The following is a 21,405-nucleotide window of genomic DNA, read 5'->3' as shown; positions in this document are numbered from 1 at the left end:
TTAATAATTGTTAATAATGAATAAAAAAATGTTAATAATGAATAAAAAATATAAAGCATGTATTATTATGAAATAATATTACCTATAAATATAAATTTTTATTTAACTTATTCTTTTGATGAAATATTAGAAAATGGAACTTTAGTGATTGTTGAATTACGAAATAAAAAAACGTTAGGAATAATATACAGAAGAATAACTGAAGAAACAAATGATGATAAAAATAGTAAAAATAATATATTTTCTTTTGAAAAGAACAAAATTAAATCAATATATAAAGTTATTTCTGTAATAAATAAAAAATTTATAGATTTTTTATTTTGGGTAGCTGATTACAATATTATAAATTATGGTGTAATTTACAAAATGGCTATTTCTTCTATTTTAAAAAGAGTAAAGAATTTTACAAAAGATTTAGAAGAATCGCAAAAAATATATAAATTATGTAGTAATATACAAAATTATAATAATATTTCTAAAATTAATTTAAATAATGAACAAAATTTAGTTTTTCAAAAAATAAATAATTTTGAATATCCAACTGTTCATTTATTACATGGAGTAACAGGATCAGGAAAAACAGAAGTATATCTTAAAATAATAGAAGATATTATAAAAAAAAATGGGCAAGCTTTAATTTTAGTTCCTGAAATTTTATTGACCACACAGATGTTCTCACGTTTTACTGAAGTATTAGGAAAAGTAGTAGTTTGGCACTCAGATGTTAATCCTAAACAAAAGGCATTGATTTGGCATGGTATAAAAAATAATAATATTAAAGTTGTTGTAGGAGCACGTAGTGCTTTGTTTTTATCATTTGCTAATTTACAGATAATAGTAGTTGATGAAGAGCATGATTCGTCATTTAAACAAGAAGAAGGAATTATTTATAATGCTAGAGATATGGCTGTAGTACGCTCTAAAATTGAAAATATTCCAATAATACTAGTCTCAGCAACTCCATCAATAGAAAGTGTCTATAATACCAGAATAAATAAATATATTCTTCATACTATTAATACTAGATACACTGGTGTTAAACTTCCTCAAATTCAGATTATAGATATGAAATCTGTAAGAACTGATATGTATTCATTGCAGGAATTAATTCATAATAAATCTTATAAAAAAATAGAAGATTCTTCACATTCTTATAATAAACAAAATAATAATATTGATATTGATAATATTAATAATAAAAATTTAATAAATGATTTAAAAATATTAAATAATTCAACAAATAATGATATAATAAAAAAATTACCTATTCTTCATCAAAAAACTATTTCTGAAATAAAAAAAACTCTAAATGAAAAAAAACAGTCTCTAATTTTTATAAATCGAAGAGGATATACTACAATCTTATTTTGTACCTCATGCTCAGCAAAAATACGTTGTACATATTGTGATTTTCATCTCGTTTATCATAAAAAAAATAATACTATAAATTGTCATTATTGTAATTATCATCATAATTATAATGGTCATTGTATATTATGTGGAAATAAAGATATTGAAATATTACACTATGGATATGGTGTTGAAAAAGTAGCAGAAGAAGTTCTAAATACTTTTCCAGAATCAAGAATTGCCATTCTAGCAAGCGATACTATTAATTCTGTGAAAAAATCACAAGATATAATTAATAAAATATATAATGGAGATATAGATATTATTATTGGAACTCAAATAGTTGCAAAGGGTTTAAATTTCCCTAAATTACATCTTATTGTTGTTCCTGAAGCAACTCCGAGTTATTTATCTATAGATATTAGAGTTGTAGAAAAAACTTATCAAATACTTCATCAAGTAATAGGTAGAGCAGGAAGAATGGATGTGCAAGGTAAAGTTATCTTACAAACTGAAGAACCTCAAAGTACTATCTTAAAATATATAGTATCCTATGATCAAGAATCGTTTATAGATCATGAATTAGCAATGCGAAAATTATCAAATAGTCCACCATTTTCACGTATGGCCTTAATTACTTGTTATGGATATCATGAAATTACAACTTTGAAAGCTTCTAAAATATTACGCGATAAAGCACCACAACAAAATGATAAATTAACAATTATGGGACCTAGTCCTGCTCCTTTTTACAAACTTCGTGGATATTATCGTTATCTATTTATTATTATTGCTGATAAACAACTTAATATACAATTAATCATAAAAAAATGGTTAGATTCTAGAGATTTACTACCAAAAACTGTAAGAATCAAAGTTGATATAGACCCATATAGCTTTTTTTAAATATTATATGGAAAAATCTTCTACATTATTTTTTATAAATAATATAATATTAAAACAGAATATTAAAACAGAATATTAAAACAGATATATAGACAAAATACTTTATGTATATTTATGTATACTTATTTAGTAATAAAATTATTAAAAATAATTTTTAATAGCAAATTAATAATGTAAAAAGTAATATGTAAATATTTACTATTAAAGAACTTTATCAATTTTTTTATTTAATTTCTTAATAATTATATAAAATTTATCTTGAATAAGTACTTTATTTTTAAAAAATATTAATTTATAAGTTAATATAATACATATTAATTTTATAGAAATTTCATAACGAAAAATTTTACAATAATAAAATGGAAAATGTTTTAGTAATTATACAAACAATTATAGTATTTGTTTTGATTATTATAGTTTTATTACAAAAGCCCAGTGGAGATACTGTGGCAAGTTTAGGTGGAGAGACAAATTTAGGAGCAGTAGGTAGACAAAATATTTATAGTAAAATTCCAGTAGTAGTTAAAATTACTTGGTTTTTAGTTCTTATATTTTTGTTAAATAGCATGTATATTGCTAGAGTTTCTTATCAAAAAAATATAAAATCTAAAATATTGATTGAAGAAATAGTCACTAATAATAAATTAAAAGATTCTCAAATAGAAAATTTGAAAAATCAACAAATTAATGAAGATAATAATTTTTTGAGCAAAGATGAAATTTTATCTGAAAATAAAAAATAATTCTATTCAATAATACTAACAAAATACAAAATTAATAAAATATATTCATTATCTATATATATTATGAATTTTTATGATCATATTACAAAAGATATGTTTTCAGCAAAAGTTGTTTTTTATCTCATATCTTTAATAATAATTCTTACTTTAATTTATTGTTGGTTTTTTTATCCTAGAACTGCAACAATTTTCACTTTTATGTTTTTTCCAGTAATAGTTGCTGTTATTATTGCTCTTTGCGGAAAAATTTATTGTGCAATAAATACAATAATCTTTAATTTTATATCAGTTTCTCGTTATTTGATTTATTTTGTAATAAATACAGATATAGAAGATACATCTTATTTATTAAGTCAAAATGAAAATATATCAAAGGATATAGTTATGACAAATATTGTTGGATTTTTTATATATATTGTTTTATCAAGAATTATAAAATTTTTTTTATTATATAGTGTACAAAGACAAAAAACTTATTATGTTAATAAATTAGACGAAATTGCCAAAGAGTGGGATATTTATACTAAATATTAATCCAATTAAATTTTAGTCATTTACAATATATTTTTACAATTTTTTTGAGTTCTAATATTAGTTGTATTATATAAATAAAATATAGAAAAAGTTTGCATTTTAGTGCTTATTATTTTAATAATATCTTATTCACTAAATTCAAAATTGTTAAAAATAATTTGTCAAAAAATATTGATAATAGTATTTCAGATATAGATTCTGAAAAAAATACATCTGATTTGTTAAAATTATCTTCTAATATAAAAAAAAGAAAACAAATAGAGATAAGTAATGAGATTGACAAAGTTAGCATATCTTCTATAGAAACAGAAATGAAGAAATGCTACTTAGAATACGCTATGAGTGTTATTGTTAGTAGAGCTATTCCTGATGTTCGTGATGGATGTAAACCTGTTCAACGTCGCATTCTATATACATTATATAGAATGGCAAATAAAAATCGTACTTATTTTAAATCAGCAAGAGTAGTTGGAGAAACAATGGGAAAATATCATCCTCATGGTGATTCCCCAATATATGGTGCTTTGGTTAGAATGGCACAATCGTTTTCTTTATCTGCTCCTTTGATTGATGGTCAAGGAAACTTTGGATCTATAGATGGTGATTCTCCAGCACAAATGAGGTATACTGAGGTACGCTTATCAAAATTGGCATATTCATTATTAGATGATATTGAATTTAATACAGTAGACTTTCAAGAGAATTATGATGGATCGGAGATTGAGCCTAAATATCTAGCACCACAGTTCCCTAATGTTCTAGTAAATGGAGCAAATGGTATTGCAGTAGGTATGGCTACAAATATTCCTCCATTCAACCTAGGTGAAATTATAGATGCTTGTTGCTCTTATATAGATAATCCAAATATTACTCTGGAAGAAATAATAAAAATTGTTACTATGCCTGATTTTCCAACTGGTGGAGAAATAGTTGGAATAGATAAATTAAATAGTGCAATGAGAAAAGGACAAGGAATTATTACAGTTCGTGGAAAAACTCAGATAGAGAGTGAGGATGGAAGATCTTCTATAATTATTGTTGAAATACCATATCAAGTTAATAAATCTGAATTAGTAAAAAATATAGAAATTGCATCAAAAGATAAAAGAATCGATGGAATTGTAGATATATCTGATGAAAGTAATAAATTAGGTATTAGAGTTGTTATTTCATTAAGACGTGGTACAGATCCTGAAGTAGTTTTAAATCAAATATATAAATATACACAAATGGAAACATCATTTGGTGTAAATATGTTAGTTCTTAAAGATGGGAAACCAGAAATTATGAATTGTCTTGATATTATAACTCATTTTATTAAATTCAGGGAAGAGATAGTAACAAAACGTATTAATTATTTATTAAATAAAGATAGAGATAAAACTCATTTATTAGTTGGAATGATGACAGCTATAGAAAATATTGATGATGTCATTAGAATAGTAAAAGAGACAAAAGACCCTAATAGTGCAAAAACTATTCTTATAAGTAAAAATTGGAATATTGCAGATGAAACAGTTGATATGTTGAATTTAATAAACGATGATAGAAATAAGTTTAATAATAATTTTATATCTTTAACACAAGCTCAAGCTAATTCTATTCTTGAAATGAGAATTCAGCGGTTAACAGGCATTGAGATCAAAAAAATAAATGATGAAGTAAAAGAATTAATTGATAGAATAGCATATTACATCAGTATTCTTCAATCAAAGGAAAAATTATTAAATATGATAAAAGAGGAGCTTTTAGATATAAAAAATAAATATTCTGTTCCTCGTCGTACATCGATAAGTAGTTTAGCAACTGATATTAATGAGGAAGATCTAATTAAACAAGAATCAATGGTTGTTACAATTACTCGTACTGGATATGTTAAACGTACACATCTTAATAGTTATCGTGAACAAAAAAGAGGTGGAAAAGGTAAAAGTGGAATGTCAACCCATGATGATGATGTTATAACAGATGTAATTGTTACTACAACTCATCATAGTATTATGATGTTTTCTGATTTAGGAAAAGTATATCGTATTAAAGTATATAAATTACCTCTAGGATCTCCTCATAGTAAAGGTAGAGCCCTCGTTAATCTTATACCATTAAGTAATAATGAGAAGATAAATAGCGTTCTTGCAATTGGTGATGAATATTTTAAATCTAATTTAATAAAACAAAACGATTATTTAAAAACTTCATCAACAAATGATAATATAGATATTAATTCTACTGATGATAATCAGTATGAAGATAAAGATAATGAGCATTATTTTATTTTTGCAACAGCCAATGGGTATGCACGTCGTAATCTAATAACTGATTTTAGTAATATCCCAAATAATGGAAAAATTGCAATAAAATTGGATAATGATCGTCTTATAGGAGTTGTTCTTTGTAAAAAAGATGATCATATAATATTAGCAACAAAATACGGAAAAGCTATTAGATTTCCTGTAAAAGCTATTAGAGTATTCAAAGGAAGAACATCAACCGGAGTAAGAGCAGTACGTTTAGTAAAAGAAACAGATGCCGTTGTATCTCTTTGCATGATATCAGTATTAGATGTAAGTTCTGATACTCGAGAGATTTTTTTAAGATTACCTGTTAATAACAGAATGGAATTAAATAATTTAATCAAAAAGAATAAAAAACAAGAAGATAAAGCTATATATGAAAGTACATTATTAGAAATTAAGAAATTATCTGATAATTTAGAAAAAATATCAGAAAAAAAGATTAATGCATTGGATATAATCAAGATGGTTGAAAGAGAAAAATTTATTCTTACTATTACTGAAAAAGGGTATGCAAAGCGTAGCTCTATTTACGAATATAGACCTACAGGAAGAGGTGTTCAAGGTGTAAGTAATATGACAAAACGTGGTCTTGTAGTTTCAGCATTTCCAGTTCAACAGAATGACGGAATAATGATAATTACTGATAAAGGAACTATGATTCGTGTTTCTGTTGATAATATAAGAATAACTAGCAGGAATACTATGGGAGTAAAAGTAATGAATTTGCAATCTAATGATATTATCTGCTCTGTGAGTAAAATAATTGAAGAAGATATAGATTTTAATTAAATAAAAAGAATATTTTTATAAAGTTGTAAAAATGTAAAAATCTGAATAAAATAATCTTTATTTATTAAATTTTTAATTTAAACTAAATAAAATAATAAACTATTTTATAAATATACTACAAATAATTAAGTAACATGTTAAAATTATCTTTTATTACTAATAAATTTATTTTTAATAATATTATTAAATTATTATTAATAATTTGTATATATTCTTACTTTTCATTATCTAAATGCTTTGGTATTCTTAAAATTGATGTAAATAAAGGTCATTTTGAGCCGTTACCAATAGCAATTCAAACATTCACTCCAATAAATTCTGAATCTAATGGAATAAGTTCTACTTTAACTAAAATTGTTTCTGATGATTTAGAATCATCAGGTCTTTTCAAACCTATAAATGATAGTGCATTTCCAGAGGTTGTTGATTTTAGTAATCGACCTAATTTTGAGAAATGGAGAAAAATTAATGTCAATGCTTTATTAGTTGGTAAAGTTGAAGTTATACCTCAAGAGCAAGCAGTAAAACTAATGTTTAGAATATGGGATGTATATAGTGAAAAACAACTTGAAGCAATGATATATAAAATAAAATATACCTCTTGGAGACGTTTAGCTCATAAAGTTGCAGATAAAATTCATTATAAAATTACAGGAGATTCAGGGTATTTTGATTCACATATAGTTTATATTTCTGAAACTGGATCAGGAAAAAATAGAAAAAAACGCTTAGCAATAATGGACCAAGATGGTAATAATCTAAGATATCTAAGTGACGATAATAATATTGTTATAACTCCCAGATTTGATCCAAAGAATAATCGTATAGCTTATATGTCATATTATAAACGTGTTCCACAGGTATTTGTTATAGATATATTGACAGGAATTAAAACAAAGATTGGTGATTTTCAAGGTATGTCTTTTGCTCCAAGATTCGCCCCAGATGGAAAAACAATGGCTATGTCTGTTGCAAAGAATGGTTCAACATCTATTTATGAGGTTGATATATTAAACAAAGTTAATGGTGGAGGAATGCGTCGTTTAACAAATGATAATGGAACTATAAGCACTTCCCCATCATATTCTCCAGATAGTAGTAAAATTGTTTATAGTTCTGACAGAGAAGGAAGATCACAACTATATATTATGAATAGAGATGGTACAAATTCTTATCGTATCAGCTCTGGAGATGGAACATATGCTACTCCAGTATGGTCACCTAGAGGAGATTATATTGTTTTTACTAAAATAAAATCTGGACAGTTCTTTATTGGGATTATAAAACCTGATGGTACAGATGAAAGAATTATGACATCGAGTTGGCTAGAAGAAGGGCCAGATTGGGCTCCCAATGGAAGAGCTATTATTTTTACTAGACAAGAAAGAGGAAAAGGAAGTAAGATATGCGCTATAGATATAACAGGTTATGGTGAGAGAATTATTAATACTGAGACTTCAGCTTCTGATCCAGCTTGGTCTCCGCTTTTACCATAAGAAATAGTAGAAAAAAATATTATTTTTTATAAAATTTTATAAAGTATAACACAATATACAATATAACTACTGATATAACCAAATCAGTATTGCATTAAGTATTTAATAACGCATTATTGTTTATTTTTAGATGAAATTATCATCCAATAAGAAGTTATTAAGTGAAATTTATCCTCTTGTATACTGGATTAGAGTTTGGCAGAAGAGAATTTTTAAAATAATATGCTTTGCTTTATACAGAAACAAATATGTTAGCAAATTAGATATTCAAATTGAAGTTCTTCCATATAGATATACATATCATAAATCACGTCTTATTAAAAAACATAGTTCAGATGAACTCTATAAAAAATTGCAGATTAATAAAATCAAAAATTTACAAATTGTTGTAAATAAAATTAATGGTATTATTATAAAACCAGGAAAAACATTTTCTTTTTGTAAAGTTGTTGGATTACCTACAAAAAAACGTGGTTTTGTTGAGGGAATGGAGCTTTGTAGAGGTAAGCCACGTTCAGGTACAGGTGGTGGTATTTGTCAAATTGCAAATTTATTAAATTGGATGGCATGGCATACGCCATTGGAAATTACACAAAGAAGTATACATAGTTTTGATCCATTTCCTGATAATAACCGTATTTTACCTTTTGGGAGTGGAGCAGCTATATTCTGGAATTATGTAGATTTGCAGATCACAAATAATACTGAATCTCTATTTCAAATCAAAGTTTGGATTGATGATAAAAATTTGAAAGGAGAAATCAGAACTAATTCTCTACCTCAAATAAAATACTCTATTTTTGAAAAAGAGCATTTTTTCATCAAAATTGATGATTTATGGTATAGATCAAATGAGATATGGAGAAAAGTATTTATTAAAAATAAAAATAGCTCACCAATATTTCTTAGAGAAGAAATGATGGTAAAAAATTTTAGTAAAGTATGCTATGAACCTGATTTATCAAAATATCAAGTAAAAATAATTTAAAAAATTAATTTAAAGTGTTATATTATAAATAATAGATTTTACATCCTCATTCCTCCATTAACTGCCATAACTGCACCAGTAATAAAATCAGCATTTGAGCTTGCAAGAAACATTGCCATAAAAGCTACTTCTTCTGTTGTTCCTAATCTTCCCATAGGTATTTTTTCTTTAATTTTTTCTAGTGTAGTTGGATCAATTGCACTAACCATATCAGTGTTTATGTATCCTGGAGCAATTGCATTAACATTTATTCCAAGTTTTGCATTTTCAAGAGCTAGTGCTTTAGTGAATCCTTCAATTCCAGCTTTAGAAGCTGAATAATTTGTTTGTCCAAGAGCACCATTAGCATTAACAGAACTTATACTAATAATTTTTCCATATTTTTTTTCACGCATTTTTTCAATTACACATCGTGACATATTTATCACAGATATTAGGTTAACATTAATAACATCTAACCAACCCTTTTCTTCTTGTTTATGAAGCATCTTATCTCTTGTAATTCCTGCATTATTAATTAGTATATCAATACTTTCACCAAAATATTCTTCAGATTCTGCTACAGCTTTTTGACATTCAGAATAATTTGCAACATTAGCTTTTATTGCTTTAATATCATAATTTTTACAGAGATCTGTTACATCATCATTTCCTATATAAAGAATAGCAACTTTTATACCTGATTCTCTCATTTTTATAGCTATAGTTTTGCCTATTCCTTTACTTCCTCCTGTTACGATCGCATTTTTTCCTTTAAAATTTACTATATAAGGCATATTTTTAACATTTTTTTTCTTAATATAATATTAATATTATCAACCTTTAGAAGTATTTTGTCAATTACAAATAGTAAATTATACTTTTATTTATTTGATATTTAAGAATTGCAATGCTATTGCTCTATTAAAGATAATAAATAATATTAAATATATTTTAGCATTTGATATGTTCAAATTAAAAAATAAAAAATGTAAAAAAACAATATTATATAGTATATATTTTTTTATATTATTAATTATTGTAAATTATTCTATTATTTTAGGAATAAAATATTTGTTAGAAAAAAAAATTGATAACTTTAAAAAAATTGTAGAAAATAAAAATATCATTTTATCTTATGGAGAAATAAAAACAGAAAATATATTATTTTGGAATATAGATGTTATTATTTCCCATATCAGAGTTAGTTATGGTTTTTTTGATAGAAATATATCTGTTGGAATAGAAGATATAAAAATTAAAACAAAAATATTTGATAAATCAATATATTTAAATAATATACCTCAAATTTTTATATCTTATCGTTTAAAAGATGATCAAAATTTAAATAAATTGATTCTTCTAACAAAGAAAAACATTAATAAGATTAATAAAATAAATAATTCTGATTATATAAATAATTATGCAAAATTTTCTTTTTCACAGCCATTATATAAATTTTTGTTAGAAAAAAATGGAAAATATCTTTCTGATATTGATATAAACTTTGATTATCTTAATGATAAAGATAATAAAGTAAATATTGAAGATTTATTAATAAAAGTAACTGATTTTGAATTTATAGATTTTACAGAAGAAAATAAAGCATCAGCAAAAAAAATGTTTAAAATTCAAGATGATTATATTTTTGCAGGAAATTATACTATATCTTCTAAAAATTTTGATGTTATAAAATTAACAGATGATGATTATAATCAAAAAGAATCTAAATCATTACTTAATGGATTAAATTTTTATTCTAATAACAAAAGAAAAATTATTAAAAATGAAGAAGGAGAAGTACTTAGTACAGATTTATCAGGAACATATTTTATAACTGATTGCTGTAAATTTTATATGAAAGAATATAAAGGATTAAGACAAATAATTAAAGGTAATAAAGCATTTAAAAATCGTGTTAATACAATTGATGGGAAAGTAGAAATAGAAAATTATTCAGATTTAATAAAAGGAATTGCTTATCTAAATGGATATTTACAAACCACAAAAGATATCAGATTATCTCCAAAAACACAAAGTGTTGAAAATTTTTCTAATTCTGTTACGAATATTTTAGCAAATGGTGATAAAAAAAATTTGCTATTAAATATAAAACAAACAGATGTAAACAATCTTCGTGTCAATAATTATTCTTTACAAGATTTATCAAAAAAAATGAATTTAAGAACACTACAAAGTATTATTAATGGAAAATAATAATTATATTTATTACATGAATTTTATGAATATATAAATTTATTTCGATTTAAAATATTTAATATAATAAAAAGTAAAAAAATCTATATTAATATAATTTAAACATCTTAATATCGTTAATTCTACATATACTACTAATAAACATTACTGATATAATAAAATATGATTATAAAACTATCTGAACTAATGATCATTGATATAGCACGTTCTACTATATGGCTTTTATTATCAATTTCTTTACCAATTTTACTTACTGCTCTAATTATTGGATTTATAATAGGTATAATTCAAGCAATGACTCAAATTCAAGAACCTACATTGGTTTTTGTTCCTAAATTAATCGCAGTGAGTTGTTTATTAGCATTTATGCTTCCATACATTGGAGAACAAATATCAAATTATTATAATAATATAATGTCTATTATTATTGGAATATAGTATATAAATAAAAATATAAAAACTTACAAAATACTTATAATAAATACTTATTAAATATATATAGAAAATACAAAAATAATTAAAAATTATGAAAAAAACATCTAATAAAAACAATATATTTTCAGAATATCCTATATATGAAGTTAATCCTAATTTTGCAAATGTAGAAAAAAATATAATATCGATTTGGGAAAAAAATTCTATATTTGAAAAATCCATATTAAATCCTGGTGGTAAAACACCAAAAGAAGAATATGTATTTTATGATGGTCCACCATTTGCTAATGGACTTCCACATTATGGACATCTACTTTGCGGATATATTAAAGATATAGCAGGAAGATATCATTCAATGCTTGGTAAAAGAGTAATGCGTCGTTTTGGATGGGATTGCCACGGTTTACCAGCAGAAATGGGTGTTATGAAAGAAATAGGAATATCAACAAAATTTGATATTGAAAAATATGGAATTGAGAAGTTTAATCAAGATTGTAGAAATTCGGTAATGAATTTTAGCAGAGACTGGGAAGAATACATAACACGACAAGCCCGTTGGGTAGATTATAAAAATCCATATAGAACATTAGATATAGGATATATGCAAAGTGTTATATGGGCATTTAAACAAATGTACAATAAAGGTTTGATTTATCAATCAGAAAGAATTATGCCGTATTCATGGGCATGTGAAACTCCAGTTTCTGACTTTGAAACAAAAATGGATAATTCTTATCGGGAAAAGAAAAGTAAGTCTGTAGTTGTTTTATTTAAAATAACAGAATTATCAGAAAAATTAACTGATATTGTAAAAAGTTATTCTAAAAATAAAGAAAATAATAATAAAATACAATTTTATGCTTTGGCTTGGACTACAACACCTTGGACTCTGCCATCTAACCTTGGGTTAGCAGTTGGTTCAAGTATAGAATACAGTTTAGTCTTTTCTAAAAATAGTGATATATGTTATATTATAGCTTCAGCTCTTATTGATAAATATGCTGATGAAATAGGATATGATAGTGATTCAAGCATAGTATTAAAATGCAAAGGAGAAGATATAGCACATACAAGATATCATCCACTTTTTAAATATTTTATAAAGCATAATAATGCTTTTCAAATAATGATTGCTGATTTTGTTACTATTGAAGATGGTACAGGTATAGTTCACATAGCACCTGGGTTTGGAGAAGATGATTATAATTTATGTTGTCAATATAATATTGAAATTGTTTGTCCAGTCGATTCTAGAGGAAGATTTACTTCTCCAGTGAGTGACTTTATTGGAGAACAAGTGTTTGAAACAAATGATAGAATTATAGCATATCTTAAAGAACAAGGATTATGGCTTAAAACAGAACAATATATTCATAATTATCCGCATTGTTGGAGAACAGATACACCTCTTATATATAAAGCTATATCATCATGGTATTTGAAAGTAACAGCTATAAAAGATCAGATGATTGATAATAATCAAAAAATTAACTGGGTTCCAACTCATATTAAAAACGGTATATTTGGGAAATGGATAGAAAATGCACGTGATTGGTCGATATCACGTAATAGATATTGGGGATGTCCAATTCCAGTATGGATAAGTGATGATCAAAATTATCCACATACTGAAGTTTATGGTTCAATTGAAGAATTAGAAAAATCATTTGGTGTAAAAATTTCTTCTCTTCATAGACCTGAGATAGATAATTTAGTCAAACCTAACCCATCTGATCCAACTGGGAAATCTCAGTTACGTAGAGTACCAGAAGTTTTAGATTGTTGGTTTGAAAGTGGATCTATGCCATTTGCTCATGTAAATTATCCATTTGAAAATAAAGATTGGTTTGAAAAAAACTTCCCGGCAGATCTTATTGTAGAATATATAGGTCAAACAAGAGGATGGTTTTATACTCTTATGGTAATATCAACTGCATTATTTAACAAACCACCATTCTATAACTGTATATGTCATGGAGTTGTATTAGGTGAAGGAGGAACAAAATTGTCTAAGCGTTTAAAAAATTATGCAGATCCTATGATTGTTTTTGAAGAAATAAGTAGTGATGCATTACGATGGGCAATGGTCTCCTCGCAAGCATTAAGAGGAGAAGAAATCATTATCAATAAAGATGCTGATAATGTAAAAGAGGCTCTACGTATGGTCATAAAACCATTTTGGAGTGCTTATAATTTTTTTTCAACTTATGCAAACATAGATAAAATTAATCCTACTTTTAGTTTAAATTCAGATGAGATATTAGATCATTACATAATAACAAAAACTATAATTAGTGTTAATAATGTAAAAAGATCAATGAATAATTATGATATTATCTCTGCTTGTTTAGAAATTGAAACAATTTTAGAGATAATAAATAATTGGTATATTAGAAGATCTAGAGAAAAATTTTGGCAAAATGAGTTATCTAGTATAAAACTACAAGCTTATAACACATTATATACTATACTAGATTTAATATGTAGGATATCAGCTCCTCTCTTACCATTGATTAGTGAAGCCATATATTTAGGATTACATCATGATAATAATCAAGAGAATAATAGTGTTCATTTAATATCATATCCTAATTATGATGATTATGATATAGATTGGGATATTATAACTAATATGGAGAGAATAAGATCTGCTTGTTCTACTGCACTCTCTTTACGAAATGAATATAAAATTAAAGTCAGACAGCCATTATCGTCAGTTATTTTTATTGGTATAAGTGATAATAAATTTAACGAAAAATTACAACAGCTTGTTCTTGATGAAATAAATGTCAAGAAATGGGTTAATTTAAATGCAGATCAAATAGATAAGTATGCTGATCGTAAACTTATTTTAAATTTACATATTATTGGCAAAAAAATTCCTCATAAAACAAAAGAAATAATATCAGCATTAAAGAATCAAAAATGGAAATATGAAGATAATAATTTATATATTGCTGATATTATTTTAGAAAAAGATATGTACGATTTTCAGCTTATTCCTAAAAATAATTCAGATATTGTATGTAAAGCATTACCATCTCAGGATGGACTAGTGATGATTGAGACTTTACTCAATCAAGATCTTATAGAAGAAGGAATAGCTAGAGATATTATACGTCATATTCAACAATTACGTAAAAATTCTAGATTTAATGTTATGGATCGCATTAAAGTTAAAATTTGGGTAGATGACGATAAAGATAATCAAATAATTATAAAAGCAATAAATAATTGGGATAAATATATATCATCTCAAGTTTTATCTGAAGATATTATATTAACAACAAATAAACTTGAGAATTATAAATTTTATACTATTTTTGATATAGATAAATGTAAAATTATGCTAAGTATAGATAATAATAAATAATATAATAAAAATATTATATAAAATAAAATTGTTTCTATAAAAAAATAAAAAATATAAAAAAAGTGATACTAAAAATAATTTAACTAATTTTTACAAAAAAGTTAAATATTACCTAATTATATTTTTTAATATTTTATTAGTCTGAATTATAAGTATGATTTCTAGATATTGGTACAGTTATTTGACTATTCATATCTCTAATATTAAATAATCCTCCGAAAAACCAAGGAACAATCATAGATAGTGGTCTTACTGTGAAATTAGTTACCCCATTGACTTTTTGTTCATATATAAAATTTTTAATATTTTTATCTCTATGTAGAAGGATTTTTCTTAATTTTGGAAAAAATATACCAAGTGTTAAAATTGTAGAATGAAAGAAATGATGTGGTGTAATAATTCCTTCAATATATAATTCTTCTGTATTAATTTTATAGGATGCATCAAAATCTGAATATAATGAAGGACCACTAATTATACAATCTTCTAGTTTAATAATTTCACTTTGAGGATTATAATCTAACGAACATAAGCTATGATCTATGTACAGGCCCTTACCTCCTAAAATCTGATGTAATGAACTAAATATAGAGCTTATTGAGACTAATTTTAATAAATTAGATACTGAAGGAGCATTTACCCAAGAAATTTTATCTAATTTTACAAATCCTTTATAAGAATTATCTTCAAAAGAAGATTTAATTTCGATTTGTCCATTTGAAATATCATTATTAAATCCACCAAATTGAAAAAAATGTCCTATATTATTAGATACAAAAGAAGCAACAGGATATGAATAAAAAATTGATAAATATCCATTTTTCTTTTCTAAGATTTCATTTATATTTTCATAATTTTGAATTATATTGTTTTTTACAGATTCTATATTTTTATTTTTAAAAAAACTTGAATTAAATTGAGAAGAGTAAGATAAATCACTATTTATTAAAAGAATCAATTCTTTATTTGGATGTTTCTTAATATTTAAATAAAAATTTTGCAGATTTTTATTAAAATTACCTCTAATAAAATCAGAAGTAAATAATATATTTATATATTGGTGATTATTTGTTTGTAGATTATTATACTTATATAATTTAAATAAATTCTTGAAATTTATATTAGAAAAATCTAAATAAGGAATATGTAATTTTATATTATACTTATCATTACTATTTTCTATTAATAATCTTATTTCTTTATTTGTAATAAATTTTTCATTAAAATTATAATTTTCAAACTGTAATTCATTATTATCTTCGATATTACTTACATTTAAACTCTTATTTTGATAATCATGTATATTAAATAAAATATCGATATTTTTTGTGTAATATTGAATAAGTTTTAAATTTTGTGTTTCTAATATAAAGGGTTTTTGTTCAAAAATTTCCTTTATTTTTTTTAATTTTTCTTTAAATGAAAATTCTTTTTGATGAAATAAACATGTTTCTATAGTTTTTTCATCATTAATAATAGATCCTGTACCAATAATACTAAAATTAGATGATTCAAAGAGTAAAGTATCTATATTCCAAGATTTTATTTTTTTATTATCCTGATAATCTTGATTTATCTTATCTTTTTTTATATTAGATATTATATCAATTTTTTCATTTATTTTCTTTTGTATTTTTATAAAAAAAATAGGATTTTTTCCAAAATTTTTTAATATCTTATCAGAAAATTCATCAGTATTTATAAATATTTCTATATTTTCTTTATTTGCTTCAGAAATATACTTACCAACAATCATTCCAGAATTATTATCAAATATTTTATCAAAATGATCAATTTTAGGAAAAATAAATTTTAATATCTTTTTTGGAGATTTTAAATTAAAATATACCTTTTTTTTATGTTTATGAAAAAAATCATTAAAAAGAAAATCAACTACAAGATTCTCTATTATAATATCATTTATTGCAATTTTTCCAAAAAAAATAAATTTATTATCAGTTATTTGAAAGCTTATTTTTTTTGATTTTATTTCTAATTCTTTTGTTTTTAATTTTAAATTTTCAATATTTTTTAAATTTAAATATTTAATAACATTTATATTCTCTATTATTCCATTAGAATTAATTTTTATATCAGAAAAAGATAATTCCTGCTTTAGTGGTATAGAAAAATTAATTTCTCCTGAAATTAGTCCGTTTTTTAAAGAAAAATCACTTTTATTAATTTTCCACATATCTTGCAAAAAATATATGAGATATTCAGCTTTTTCATTAATTTTTGCTTTTACTTTTAATAATTTAGATGGAATTTTTTTTAAATTACTAATATCTATTTCTACATTTGATAAAGATATTGTATCTTTATTATCATTTTGTAAAAATACTTTTGATGAATAAAGTCTTATTTTGTTATTATTGATAATAAGCTCAGCTCGAGAAGAAGTTAAACTTTTTAAATTTTTTGCAAATAAATTCATCATGTAATCTACAATATCACATTTTATTGTGAAATCATGTGTATTAAAATCAAAATCAAAATTAATTGTATTTATATATCCAGATTTAATATTTTTATCGATCCATAATCTTAAATCAGGTAATAAATTCTTTGGCCATATTTTTATTATATGTTCAATATTAAGATAATTGCTATTTAATTTATCTTTATAATAAAATAATACATTAGATTGATTTAATTTTATATTATTATCAATATTTATATTTTTTTTATAAAAATTTTTTTGATCTTTATCTTCTATAGATAAAAATGTATCAATATTACTCAATAAGTATGATAAATTATAATTATTTTTATTTAAAAAAAATGAAATAGGTATAATATCATTATTAAAATAATTATTTGTTTTATTATTAATAAAACCTTTTATAACTCGACTCTTTATATAATATTTTGCTTTTATAGCTATATTTTTAAAAGCTAGCTCATTATTTATATATAGAGGAATTAATACTATATTAATAATAGAACATTCTGATTCACAATCTAAATTTAAAGAAAATGGTATAGTATTTATAGTAAGTAAACTAGAATTATTAATAATTTTTATATTACTAGCATTAAAGTTAACAGATATCTTATTATTTTGATTTTGTATATCACTTTCTAATTTTTTATCAATAAAATTATATTTTATTAATAAATTTATATCTGTTTTACCTGATAAAATAGTATTAAAGTATTTTATTAAATAGTTATTTAAAAGTGCTAAATTAGTGTTTTTTAAATTAATTTTTAAATTGATATTATTATTATTATATTTTATATCCGCATTAAAAATAGAATCAGCGTTGTTTAAAAAAACTTTTGTTTTATTAATAATAATATTATTTAATTCTTTTTTTATTAAAATTTTTGGGAAAAAAATGTTTAATTTATTATTAACACTATATTCATCAGATATATTTGTATTGTCTAAAATATTATTATTAATTGAGATATTTAAATCATTAAAAAAAAAAGAAATATTGCTTAAAATGAATTTAATATTTATATTATTAGTCTGATGACCATTTGTATATAACTTATTTTTTATTATATTTTGTAAAAATGCAATATTTTCTTTATTAATTTTTAAATCCAATTTATTTCCATAAACTTCAATAAATTCATTGTTTTTTTTAAAAAATGAAAAAAAATCTAATGTTATTTTTAAATAACTATTATTTTGATAATTATCATGTAAATAATTTTTAGTTATATTGATTTGATTAATTGTCAAAATTATTTCAAAACATAAGCTATTTAAACTTTTTTTTACATTTAAATTATAATTTTGATTTATTTCTTTATTGACATTAATAAAAATAGGAATAATTTTTAATATTTCTTTATAATCTTTATTATTAGAAGTTATATTAAAATTTTTATCAATTCTTAATGAAAAAATTACTAATATTAAAGATATTATTAAGCTAAATAAAAAGTAATATATAGCTTTACTAAATTTTTCCATAATGATAGATTTAAACATCTATTAATAATAAAACAAAAATAATCAAGTTTTAAACAGTATAAAAATTATTTTAGTATTTTATAATATTTTTAATACTAATTTTAATACTTAATAGTAATAATTTAATTTTTACAATCATTGAACTTTAGCAGTTCATCGATGAAACTAATTTTAACTTATATAAATATATTATAATGAATTCTAGTAAAGATAAAGCTCTTGAGAATGCCATAAGTATGATCACTAAATCTTTTGGTATAGGATCTGTTATGAGATTAGGAGATAGCCAAATTATGGAGATAAATTCAATATCAACAGGGTCTTTAGGATTGGATTTAGCCTTAGGAGTAAATGGTTTTCCAAAAGGAAGAATAATAGAAATTTATGGTCCAGAAAGTTCTGGAAAGACTACTATAGCTCTACATGCAATTGCTGAAGCTCAAAAAGCTGGAGAAAATTGCATATTTATTGATGCAGAACATGCGCTAGATCCATCATATGCAGAAAAATTAGGCGTAGATATCAATAGTCTTTTAGTATCACAACCTGATAATGGTGAACAAGCATTAGAAATTGCAGATACTATGATACGTTCAGGTTCTGTTGGATTAGTTGTTGTTGATAGTGTTGCAGCATTAGTACCAAAAGCAGAGATAGAAGGCGATATGGGTGATTCTCATATGGGATTACAAGCCCGTCTTATGAGCCAAGCATTACGTAAACTTACAGCTACAATTTCTAAAAGTAATTGTATTTTAATTTTTATCAATCAAATAAGAATGAAAATAGGTGTAATGTTTGGTAATCCTGAAACAACAACTGGTGGTAATGCTTTAAAATTTTATTCATCAATTAGAATTGATGTAAGACGCATTGGAACAATTAAAGAGAAAGAAAATTCTATAGGTAGTCAAACTAGGATTAAAGTTGTGAAAAATAAAGTTGCTCCTCCATTTAAAGTTGTTGATTTCGATATAATGTATGGAGAAGGAATTTCAAAAACTGGAGAAATAATAGACTTAGGTGTCAAAACAGGTATTATAGAAAAATCAGGATCTTGGTTCTCATATGAAGAAAATAAAATAGGACAAGGAAGGGAAAATGCAAAAAAATATCTGAAAGAAAATCCTCTAGTTATGATGGATATAATTAAAAAAATTAAAGATAATCCTCATAATTTAGTAATAATTGAAGAAAACCAAGATTAAAATTAAAATATTAATTTTTATATATTTTTATTATATATCACGGTTTTGTTCTTTGCCTTGACTTTTTTGGTGATTTTTTAGCAAAATGAATGTTTGCCAAAATCCTGAACCACGATTAATACTATTAAAATATTAATTTTTATATATTTTTATTATATATCACGGTTTTGTTCTTTGCCTTGACTTTTTTGGTGATTCTTTAGCAAAATGAATGTTTGCCAAAATCCCGAACCACGATTAATACTATTAAAATATTAATTTTTATTATATACCACGGTTTTGTTCTTTACCTTGACTTTTTTGGTGATTTTTTAGCAAAATGAATGTTTGCCAAAATCCCGAACCACGATTAATACTATTAAAATATTAATTTTTATATATTTTTATTATATACCACGGTTTTGTTCTTTGCCTTGACTTTTTTGGTGATTTTTTAGCAAAATGAATGTTTGCCAAAATCCTGAACCACGATTAATACTATTAAAATATTAATTTTTATATATTTTTATTATATACCACGGTTTTGTTCTTTGCCTTGACTTTTTTGATGATTTTTTAGCAAAATGAATGTTTGCCAAAATCCTGAACCACGATTAATACTAGCTGCTTTAGCCATTAACATAAAAATATTTTTTCCCATAATAAGTCTTGTCCATTTTCCTTGAGGTTCTGCAAATCCAATAATTTTTTCTTGATCTTGACCTTGAAGTAACTGCTCTTCTGATGCTAATTGTCCAGTTTCTTGAGAATTATAATGCTCAAGTTCTGATAAATCCATATCATTTATCTGTTCTATCTTGACATTCTTATTCTTCATAACAGTTTCTCTTGCTACTTGAATTTCAGCATTCTTATCTCTTTGGTTTGGTTTTTTTGGTTTTTTATAAGTAAAAGAAGTATTATTTGAGCTATATGGAGATGTTGATTTTATAGAATTAATTTTTTTTTCTAGTGATTTTTTGTCATGTAAAGATTTTATTTTAATAACAAAAACAAGAAAAATAAATATAGCAAATAAAATAGAAAAGATAAAAAAAATTTCTACTAACTCTATCATAATAATTAATTTTTAAAGGTTTTAAGTATTATTCAAATAATATACTAATTTTATATAAAAAAGTATAAAAATATTTCTATATTTAAATAAAATATAAAA

13 protein-coding genes are annotated in these 21,405 nt (G+C 23.6%); 10 read left to right on the top strand and 3 right to left on the bottom strand.

The genetic code is table 11. From position 1 onward, the window contains the following. Positions 1 to 57: 57 nt before the first annotated feature. From priA to Lyticum_RS00380, 6 genes are all read left to right on the top strand, one after another. Positions 58 to 2,256, top strand: a complete 2,199-nt coding sequence (gene priA, locus Lyticum_RS00405) for a replication restart helicase PriA (protein WP_322498360.1) — start codon at positions 58 to 60, stop codon at positions 2,254 to 2,256. Positions 2,257 to 2,615: 359 nt separating this feature from the next. Continuing rightward, the gene (gene secG, locus Lyticum_RS00400) at positions 2,616 to 2,999 is read left to right on the top strand and encodes a preprotein translocase subunit SecG (RefSeq protein WP_322498359.1); all 384 of its coding nucleotides are present in this window, start codon (positions 2,616 to 2,618) and stop codon (positions 2,997 to 2,999) included. A 63-nt stretch (positions 3,000 to 3,062) separates the two neighbouring features. Further along, a complete protein-coding gene (locus tag Lyticum_RS00395; RefSeq protein WP_322498358.1) occupies positions 3,063 to 3,533 on the top strand; it encodes a hypothetical protein in 471 nt (156 codons plus the stop codon). A 158-nt stretch (positions 3,534 to 3,691) separates the two neighbouring features. Next, a complete protein-coding gene (gene gyrA, locus Lyticum_RS00390; RefSeq protein WP_322498357.1) occupies positions 3,692 to 6,619 on the top strand; it encodes a DNA gyrase subunit A in 2,928 nt (975 codons plus the stop codon). A gap of 134 nt (positions 6,620 to 6,753) precedes the next feature. Then, positions 6,754 to 8,115, top strand: a complete 1,362-nt coding sequence (tolB, locus tag Lyticum_RS00385; protein WP_322498356.1) for a Tol-Pal system beta propeller repeat protein TolB — start codon at positions 6,754 to 6,756, stop codon at positions 8,113 to 8,115. A 130-nt stretch (positions 8,116 to 8,245) separates the two neighbouring features. Further along, positions 8,246 to 9,103 (top strand): VanW family protein, encoded by an 858-nt coding sequence (locus Lyticum_RS00380; protein ID WP_322498355.1) that lies wholly within the window; start codon positions 8,246 to 8,248, stop codon positions 9,101 to 9,103. Between the two features lie 38 nt (positions 9,104 to 9,141). On the opposite strand, the gene Lyticum_RS00375 is transcribed toward Lyticum_RS00380, so the two are convergent. Continuing rightward, a complete protein-coding gene (locus tag Lyticum_RS00375) occupies positions 9,142 to 9,879 on the bottom strand; it encodes an SDR family oxidoreductase (protein WP_322498354.1) in 738 nt (245 codons plus the stop codon). Between the two features lie 277 nt (positions 9,880 to 10,156). Here Lyticum_RS00375 and Lyticum_RS00370 point away from each other — a divergent pair, with 277 nt between their 5' ends. The 3 genes from Lyticum_RS00370 to ileS all read left to right on the top strand — a co-directional run bounded on the left by Lyticum_RS00370 (position 10,157) and on the right by ileS (position 15,107). Further along, positions 10,157 to 11,299: a hypothetical protein gene (locus Lyticum_RS00370; RefSeq protein WP_322498353.1), complete on the top strand. Its 1,143-nt coding sequence runs from the start codon at positions 10,157 to 10,159 to the stop codon at positions 11,297 to 11,299. A 162-nt stretch (positions 11,300 to 11,461) separates the two neighbouring features. Further along, positions 11,462 to 11,737: a flagellar biosynthetic protein FliQ gene (locus Lyticum_RS00365; protein ID WP_322498352.1), complete on the top strand. Its 276-nt coding sequence runs from the start codon at positions 11,462 to 11,464 to the stop codon at positions 11,735 to 11,737. Between the two features lie 88 nt (positions 11,738 to 11,825). Further along, complete coding sequence (ileS, locus tag Lyticum_RS00360) at positions 11,826 to 15,107, top strand: isoleucine--tRNA ligase (protein WP_322498351.1); 3,282 nt, start codon at positions 11,826 to 11,828, stop codon at positions 15,105 to 15,107. A 136-nt stretch (positions 15,108 to 15,243) separates the two neighbouring features. On the opposite strand, the gene Lyticum_RS00355 is transcribed toward ileS, so the two are convergent. Next, positions 15,244 to 19,041 (bottom strand): hypothetical protein, encoded by a 3,798-nt coding sequence (locus Lyticum_RS00355; protein ID WP_322498350.1) that lies wholly within the window; start codon positions 19,039 to 19,041, stop codon positions 15,244 to 15,246. 191 nt (positions 19,042 to 19,232) lie between these two features. Between Lyticum_RS00355 and recA the strand changes: the two genes are divergently transcribed. Further along, complete coding sequence (recA, locus tag Lyticum_RS00350) at positions 19,233 to 20,249, top strand: recombinase RecA (RefSeq protein ID WP_322498641.1); 1,017 nt, start codon at positions 19,233 to 19,235, stop codon at positions 20,247 to 20,249. A 508-nt stretch (positions 20,250 to 20,757) separates the two neighbouring features. On the opposite strand, the gene Lyticum_RS00345 is transcribed toward recA, so the two are convergent. Beyond that, positions 20,758 to 21,306 (bottom strand): hypothetical protein, encoded by a 549-nt coding sequence (locus Lyticum_RS00345; protein ID WP_322498349.1) that lies wholly within the window; start codon positions 21,304 to 21,306, stop codon positions 20,758 to 20,760. Positions 21,307 to 21,405 lie beyond the last annotated feature (99 nt).

It is taken from the genome of Lyticum sinuosum (assembly GCF_034471385.1).
Lineage (GTDB): Bacteria > Pseudomonadota > Alphaproteobacteria > Rickettsiales > Midichloriaceae > Lyticum > Lyticum sinuosum.
This window is presented reverse-complemented; position numbering and strand designations above follow the sequence as displayed.

Excerpts from the sequence above, each read along its gene's own strand:
- priA (WP_322498360.1), top strand. The coding sequence starts at position 58 with ATGTATTATTATGAAATAATATTACCTATAAATATAAATTTTTATTTA.
- Lyticum_RS00380 (WP_322498355.1), top strand. The coding sequence starts at position 8,246 with ATGAAATTATCATCCAATAAGAAGTTATTAAGTGAAATTTATCCTCTT.
- Lyticum_RS00395 (WP_322498358.1), top strand. The coding sequence starts at position 3,063 with ATGAATTTTTATGATCATATTACAAAAGATATGTTTTCAGCAAAAGTT.
- Lyticum_RS00355 (WP_322498350.1), bottom strand. The coding sequence starts at position 19,041 with ATGGAAAAATTTAGTAAAGCTATATATTACTTTTTATTTAGCTTAATA.
- ileS (WP_322498351.1), top strand. The coding sequence starts at position 11,826 with ATGAAAAAAACATCTAATAAAAACAATATATTTTCAGAATATCCTATA.
- Lyticum_RS00345 (WP_322498349.1), bottom strand. The coding sequence starts at position 21,306 with ATGATAGAGTTAGTAGAAATTTTTTTTATCTTTTCTATTTTATTTGCT.
- secG (WP_322498359.1), top strand. The coding sequence starts at position 2,616 with ATGGAAAATGTTTTAGTAATTATACAAACAATTATAGTATTTGTTTTG.
- Lyticum_RS00365 (WP_322498352.1), top strand. The coding sequence starts at position 11,462 with ATGATTATAAAACTATCTGAACTAATGATCATTGATATAGCACGTTCT.
- Lyticum_RS00375 (WP_322498354.1), bottom strand. The coding sequence starts at position 9,879 with ATGCCTTATATAGTAAATTTTAAAGGAAAAAATGCGATCGTAACAGGA.
- tolB (WP_322498356.1), top strand. The coding sequence starts at position 6,754 with ATGTTAAAATTATCTTTTATTACTAATAAATTTATTTTTAATAATATT.